At 39.1% G+C, this 6,371-nt stretch carries 5 protein-coding genes; all 5 read right to left on the bottom strand.

Annotated features, from left to right (window positions below; genetic code table 11):
* Entirely contained in the window at positions 1-672 is a 672-nt protein-coding gene (locus HMPREF1535_RS03575) for a corrinoid protein (protein ID WP_046145328.1), read from the bottom strand.
* 10 nt (positions 673-682) lie between these two features.
* Complete coding sequence (locus tag HMPREF1535_RS03580; protein WP_046145329.1) at positions 683-1,747, bottom strand: uroporphyrinogen decarboxylase family protein; 1,065 nt, start codon at positions 1,745-1,747, stop codon at positions 683-685.
* Between the two features lie 27 nt (positions 1,748-1,774).
* The gene (locus HMPREF1535_RS03585) at positions 1,775-4,468 is read right to left on the bottom strand and encodes a glycoside hydrolase family 38 N-terminal domain-containing protein (RefSeq protein WP_046145330.1); all 2,694 of its coding nucleotides are present in this window, start codon (positions 4,466-4,468) and stop codon (positions 1,775-1,777) included.
* Positions 4,469-4,618: 150 nt separating this feature from the next.
* The gene (locus HMPREF1535_RS03590) at positions 4,619-5,611 is read right to left on the bottom strand and encodes a LacI family DNA-binding transcriptional regulator (RefSeq protein WP_010802019.1); all 993 of its coding nucleotides are present in this window, start codon (positions 5,609-5,611) and stop codon (positions 4,619-4,621) included.
* Between the two features lie 130 nt (positions 5,612-5,741).
* Positions 5,742-6,320 (bottom strand): RNA polymerase sigma-70 factor, encoded by a 579-nt coding sequence (locus HMPREF1535_RS03595; protein ID WP_007654789.1) that lies wholly within the window; start codon positions 6,318-6,320, stop codon positions 5,742-5,744.
* Positions 6,321-6,371: the final 51 nt, after the last annotated feature.

Genomic DNA, 6,371 nt, shown 5'->3' on the forward strand with positions numbered 1-6,371 from the left:
TCAATTAGATGTTAACTGGTTTAAAATCTCTACTAACCGCTGAGGCTCTTCTGTATAATAGTCTGCACCTATTTTCTGAGCAAAATCGCTGCTCACAGGTGCTCCGCCTATAAATGTTTTCACTTGAGGAAATTCTGCCTTTATAGCTGTATTGATCGACTCCATATTGACCATTGTGGTTGTCAACAAAGCAGACATTCCGACAAAAGCATCCGGATTTTCTCTGACAGCGTCCACAAACTTTTCTTCGGTAACATCTACCCCCAAGTCGATAATCTCATAACCATTTCCTTCCACCATCATACATACCAGATTCTTACCAATATCATGTAAATCTCCTTTTACCGTACCGATAATCAATTTACCTTTACGTTTGACCGAACCGTCATTAAAATATCTTTTCAGATGTTGCATGCCACCGCTCATAGCTTTTGCACTCATCAGAACCTGAGGCACAAACACTTTATTTTCTTTGAACTTCACACCGATATTGTTCATACCAACGATCAATCCCTTTGTTAAAATATCATTGGGGGAATATCCCTGCTCCAAAGCCTTCTGTGTCAGTTCATCTGCTCCGTCTTCCCCTTTCATTGCCGGAGGATAAGGAGTTTTTGCATTGATCTTACCCACTTCGACACAAAGTGCTATTCTTTCTAATGTGTTTTCCATACTATTCTATTTATTTAGTCAATTGTTCCCTTCTTCTTATCTCTTTTACGGCATCTACCATTGCATAGAACCCCTCTATCTGCATGTAATCAGGTATTGAATTACCGGATCCCAGACCGTATCCGTTCGCTTTTTTACGGAACCGGGTACCTTCCTCCAGAACCTTGTTAAAGACCTGGTCATACGGATTCAGGATCAGATAGTTCATATCGAATCCTCCGAACAGGCCGATTTTATCCGAATAGTTATCGATCCATTCATCAAAAAGACATATCTGGTCTTCATTCGAATGTTTGGCATCTATCCCGTTCTGAAGAATATCAGGCATGATCTCTTTGATATTCCCACAGCAATGCAGTAAGAACTTCTTATTCTTATTATGTACGATATCGATCACTTTTTTATGCAGCGGTAAAATAAACTGACGGATCGTATCCGGTTCGAGCATAGTTGCCATACGATGCCCCAAATCATCTCCCATGCGATAGAAGACAAAAAGATCGTCGTACTCCTCCAACATCTTAGTCCACAATGTTTCGTAGAGTTCACCGATTTTCCGGAAGATGTCGGCAAAAAGTTCCGGGTCGAGATACTGCATGACACAAAGGCTTTCATAACCCACCAGATCCTGAGCTGTTTCAAAAATGCCGTATCCGCAACCTCCATAGGCTTTCATCCCGGCAGGCATCACTCTCCGGATAGACTCCAACCGAGGCCTGTATGTTTCCCAGAAAATACGGGGAATATCGTCAAACGGATATCTGTCAAAATCATCGCGGGTCTGAATAGGACCGAGCATCCCCCCTAATATGGCCCCATGACCGGGAAGGATTTCGCAAATCGCAGCTTCATAACTGAATGCATCATAGGTATTTTCTTTCCAGAAAGAAATATATTTACTAAAATACTCATCCAGATCAGAGCGGCTTTTACGGCCATTTAACGACAATTCCTCCCCTATACATTTAGAAACAAAAGGGGCATCGATATTGTGCTCATACAAAGGCAAATAATCAGGTTTCTGATTATACAATACCTTTAGAATATTTCTGTAGTCAGGCTCAAACGTATTCATATTTTCTTAATTTAATTACATTCCTTATTACCTTTTTAATATGATCGATACAGGCTGATAGGCATGCATCTCGACGGACAGTTCATTATTCTTAATTGGAAACGAATCTCCCAACGGTTCACCGCGCAGATTACAGAATTGAGCAGACCGATATGATTTTCCGGATAATGTAACAGTACATTTGCCTTTTTTACCAGCTTGTTCCCAAAGTCTCAACAAGTCTCCCTCACCATCTGTATTCGGTCCGAAAGCAGTAACTAAAATTCCTTTTTCGGACAATGTAATCCCTTCAGAAAAGAACGGAAGTTCACCTCCATCATCCTCTGTATACGTTGCCATCAGAGGAACACGCGTTTCTTCTGTCGGTGTAATCAGAGAAGTCTCATTACTGTATTTATCGATCGACCACAGATATACTTTGGCGGAAAAACCTCCTTCTATCCATTCTGTAAAATTAGTACCCCACTGATTATTAAACAGATTGACAAAAACATTAGGCCGTTGTGGTATAAACTCTCCGGAGAAACGGAACAGACCGGGACGGTCCAGACTGACAGCCGGGGCATTCGGTGTATTTAAGCCAAACCCCTTCCCTTGATTATCAATAATAGCCATACCGGTATTCAGGAAGAAATAATCATGGTTGGTGTTCTTTACAAAATCAGTGGCCGGATTAACAACACCGCCGGTTCTCCCTAACCGGAATGAAGGATTCGACAGATTAAACGGAAAAGCAAGCCAACCACCTTCCGGTTGGGATTCAGCCGGTTTATTCCGTATCCCCCAACAAATTTCCAGATAAGGGGAGCTATCTTCTAACGTATAGGTTAATGTATAGCCATCACCAGCACCTGTCTGACAGAATGCGGTAGCACTAACTGAATGGGAGGTCTGCAAATATTTGATTTTATTTAATCTGCCCTTTATCATTTCATATTTCAGGTCTGGATTTTCCGGCCGCCCCATCTCCTGATCAGCCCAGCCATGATGTCCGGGCTTCACATAATTCGCATTATAACGGTTGATTTCCTCTTGACCAAATTTCTCGTGGATATACTCTCCGAATCCATATTCATTCTTCCCATCGACCATTTCTTTCTGTTGTTGTTTATCCCAAACAGAAAGTAATGCACCGTTTTCCTTATTTATTTCTATTTTGAAATAGTTGTTTTCCAACACAGCTTTTACTTCATCAATACGGGAATTTCGGGAATCCTCAGATATAGGAGATGTTACCAACGTATAAGTCTTATACCCCAGGGATGGAATATCTTCCGCATAAAAAGACATGTGATTGTAGTCGTTATATACCGGCAGAATCTTACCCGTCAATTCATCCTTCAAACCATAAACCTGGAAATTTTTTTTATAAACTCCCATATGGAAACTGACCAAACCCGAACGTTTCCAGGGAAGCGGGTTATAGACAACAACTTTACGTCCTTTAACGGCTACATTCTGAGCCAGTTTCTTCAAATCCTTCCGTAAAGAAGGAATAATATATTGTTCAGCGCGGTGTGCCCTACTTCCTTTTTCATTCCAGGATGTTTCTATAAAATCATACATCCCTTGCGCCCTGCTGACTGTAAAATCGTCCCCATATTTCCAAAAATCCTGGTGTCCATGACTCATTGCCAGCCCAAAAGTATGTTCATCAAACAATAAAGATTGTTCAATAGCCTTTTCAACATAAGGTTCAACCGGTTCGGGAGTTATGTCCCACTGTTTGAGTAAGGAATTCAACGTTTCCGTATTATAAATGACACGCTGCATAGCCTTATTGATTTTTACTTCTTTAGGCATCGACATATATCCATGAATCCAGGTATCCGGCATATCCCCCTTTACTACAGGCAATGATGGGTTTTCTTTCATCAGGGCATCATAAAAATCTTCCAGCTGACCGATACGTATCCGGGCATTAGGTGCTTTTTCACGAGCTTCTTTCAATACAGCAGCAACATCTTCCGGTGTCGGAGCACCCGTATTTTCATGCGTATGTATCATTGCTAACCATGTCTTATATTTCCAGGTTGCCGGAGGAAGTACACCGGAACCGTAATATTCCGCCCAGTTAAAAGTGAGTAACCTCGAACCATCCGGTCCCTCCCACCAAAACAGGGTTGGTATATCCGGTGATACGGACCCGGGATTACAACCAATATGCAAAATCTTCACACCAGCCTGTGTCAATAATGTAGGAAGTATCCAAGAATGGCTAGGGACATCGGTAAGTTTAGCTCCACGTACCAACGGTTGGTCATATTTTCTATTTATCTGCGAAGAATAGGACATACCACGCACCAATGTTTCAAGATCACTCGATTCAGTCTCAAATGTGAATGGAAGTGCATGCACTTTGAAACGTCCATCCTTTAATGCTTTTTCTATTCCGGATTTATAAGCCTCAGAGGTATTTTCCATAATATATTTCATCGGCCAGCCAGGAAGAGTCCAAACAAATTGGTCTTCCTTAGGTAATTTACCCGTTTCCTCTACTGAACGTAATGTTTCATCCATCATAGAGGTTGTGTATTTCTGTAAAATAGATTCACTCCAGTCAGTATAACCAATATCAAAATGCATTTTGAAAACAATGATTATGTCTTCAACTTCAACCTTTTCGGCTCCTTTGTCTACATCTATAGCCGCAATCTGAGCTTTTAACGAGCTTAATGATAGTATGAAAATCCATACTGAAAGAATAAATTGCCTTCTCATATTTCATGGTATTATGTTTCTCTCTTAATCAACTTTACCGGTTAAGTAAACTAAGAAAAAAATATTATTTTGCAAACATATGTGTCTTATCAGAGATAAACAATGACATTTATTCCGATTTTCTTATACTATCTTACGATCGATATGTTTTTAATCACATACAGGCAAAACCAGTTTTACCTTTTCGTCTTCATTATCGGTAGTTTCTAATTTCTCTATTAATACACGTACAGACTCACGACCAATCTCTTTTATAGGAAGATACGCTATATGCATATTAGGAGCCAAAAGTTCAAAACTCGGAGTACTATGCAAGCAAGCCAAACCTATTTTACTGACATCTATATTCCGTTTATAAAAATAGCGTAGCCCTTCCATTCCTAAATAATGCGTAGTAAAATAAAATCCATCGACATCCGGGACCGCATCAAAAATAGTATCCAATACACGAATGATATCTAACTCATACTCATTGCGTGACACCTCTCCATATAAGTGAGGAGAAATAAAACAATCATGTTCGATCAAAGCGGTCTTATATCCTTCATATCTTAAACTCATGGTAAAAAGAGCCGATGCCGTAGTTATAATGGCTATTTTTTTACGGCCTTCATTTATCAGTTTATTAACCAGATTATAACTACACCCGATATTGTCTATAATAATATAATTAGTATTCAATTCCGGAAAAAAACGGTCAATTAAAACAAACGGATATTTTTCTTGTATTAAATTCTCCAATTCACCTTTGGCATAATTAGTAGGAGCTATGATTAATCCATCAATATTCTTCGATCGTAACATTTGGATTATATTATTTTCTCTTACCGGATTAGATTCGGAGCTGCAAAAAGTAACGGTATATCCCAGTTGTTCTGCCACGAGTTCAACCTCCATAGCTACTTGGGCATAAAAAGTATCTCCTATGAAGGGAACAACCAATCCAATTGTTTTCGTTTTACCCGAACTAAGACTTTTAGCAAGATAATTTGGTCTATATTTTACCTGTTTAGCATAATCTATTATTTTTTTCTGAGTAGCCGAACTTATCTTTTGTTCATCACCACGTCCTGACAGCACCCATGAAACTGTTGTTTTTGAGACCTTAAGAGCTTCTGCAATATCTTTAAGAGATTTTCCCATCTGTTTTTAATTAGAACAACTTAACCGATCAACTATACATGCAAATATATTATTTAATTCGATACTCTACAATAGTGATGAAAGATCCTTTTCCGGAAAAAGGAATAAAAAAGGCTGGAGTAAACAGATTTCAACAGATAAAGAAAAGAAGCAGATGTTTAAGAGTTTGCTTCAAACGATCAGTCGCATTCTTTAACTGAACTCGTACTGTACTAACAGTCAAACCCATATTATCGGCAATTACATCCACGGTTTTGCCGGCATAGAAATACTCTTCAAAAACAATCCTGCACTTTGAAGGTAATTGATTTACCGCTAAACGTATCTCTTCTTCCGTCTGGCGCATTTCTACATATTGTAATGGAACCGGAGTCGATTGGATATAATTTTCCTGAAAAGCCAACATTTGTTCTTTGTGTTCATCCAAAACATTTTGCTGACTCCTTTGTGCCCGAATGTAATTGAGACACCCGTTCTGAACAGAACGTACTAAATAATAATGAATCGGATACGATAAGGTATCCCGCCTATTCCAGATATTAATAAAAACATCATCTACAATTTCTGCACCGGCCTCTTTATCGACCAGGTAACATAAAGCAACGGCATTCAAGTAGCTATAATAAGTACTGAACAATTCAGAAAAAGCCTTTTCCGAACCTTTTCTGATTTGTTCTATTATATCTTCATTTATACGGCTTATATTCATAATACATCTCCTTGTCGCTTTTTCATCTATATTAGTTCATGAAGAACTATG

Source organism: Parabacteroides goldsteinii DSM 19448 = WAL 12034, from assembly GCF_000969835.1.
Classification (GTDB): domain Bacteria; phylum Bacteroidota; class Bacteroidia; order Bacteroidales; family Tannerellaceae; genus Parabacteroides; species Parabacteroides goldsteinii.

Excerpts from the sequence above, each read along its gene's own strand:
- HMPREF1535_RS03585 (WP_046145330.1), bottom strand. The coding sequence starts at position 4,468 with ATGAGAAGGCAATTTATTCTTTCAGTATGGATTTTCATACTATCATTA.
- HMPREF1535_RS03575 (WP_046145328.1), bottom strand. The coding sequence starts at position 672 with ATGGAAAACACATTAGAAAGAATAGCACTTTGTGTCGAAGTGGGTAAG.
- HMPREF1535_RS03590 (WP_010802019.1), bottom strand. The coding sequence starts at position 5,611 with ATGGGAAAATCTCTTAAAGATATTGCAGAAGCTCTTAAGGTCTCAAAA.
- HMPREF1535_RS03595 (WP_007654789.1), bottom strand. The coding sequence starts at position 6,320 with ATGAATATAAGCCGTATAAATGAAGATATAATAGAACAAATCAGAAAA.
- HMPREF1535_RS03580 (WP_046145329.1), bottom strand. The coding sequence starts at position 1,747 with ATGAATACGTTTGAGCCTGACTACAGAAATATTCTAAAGGTATTGTAT.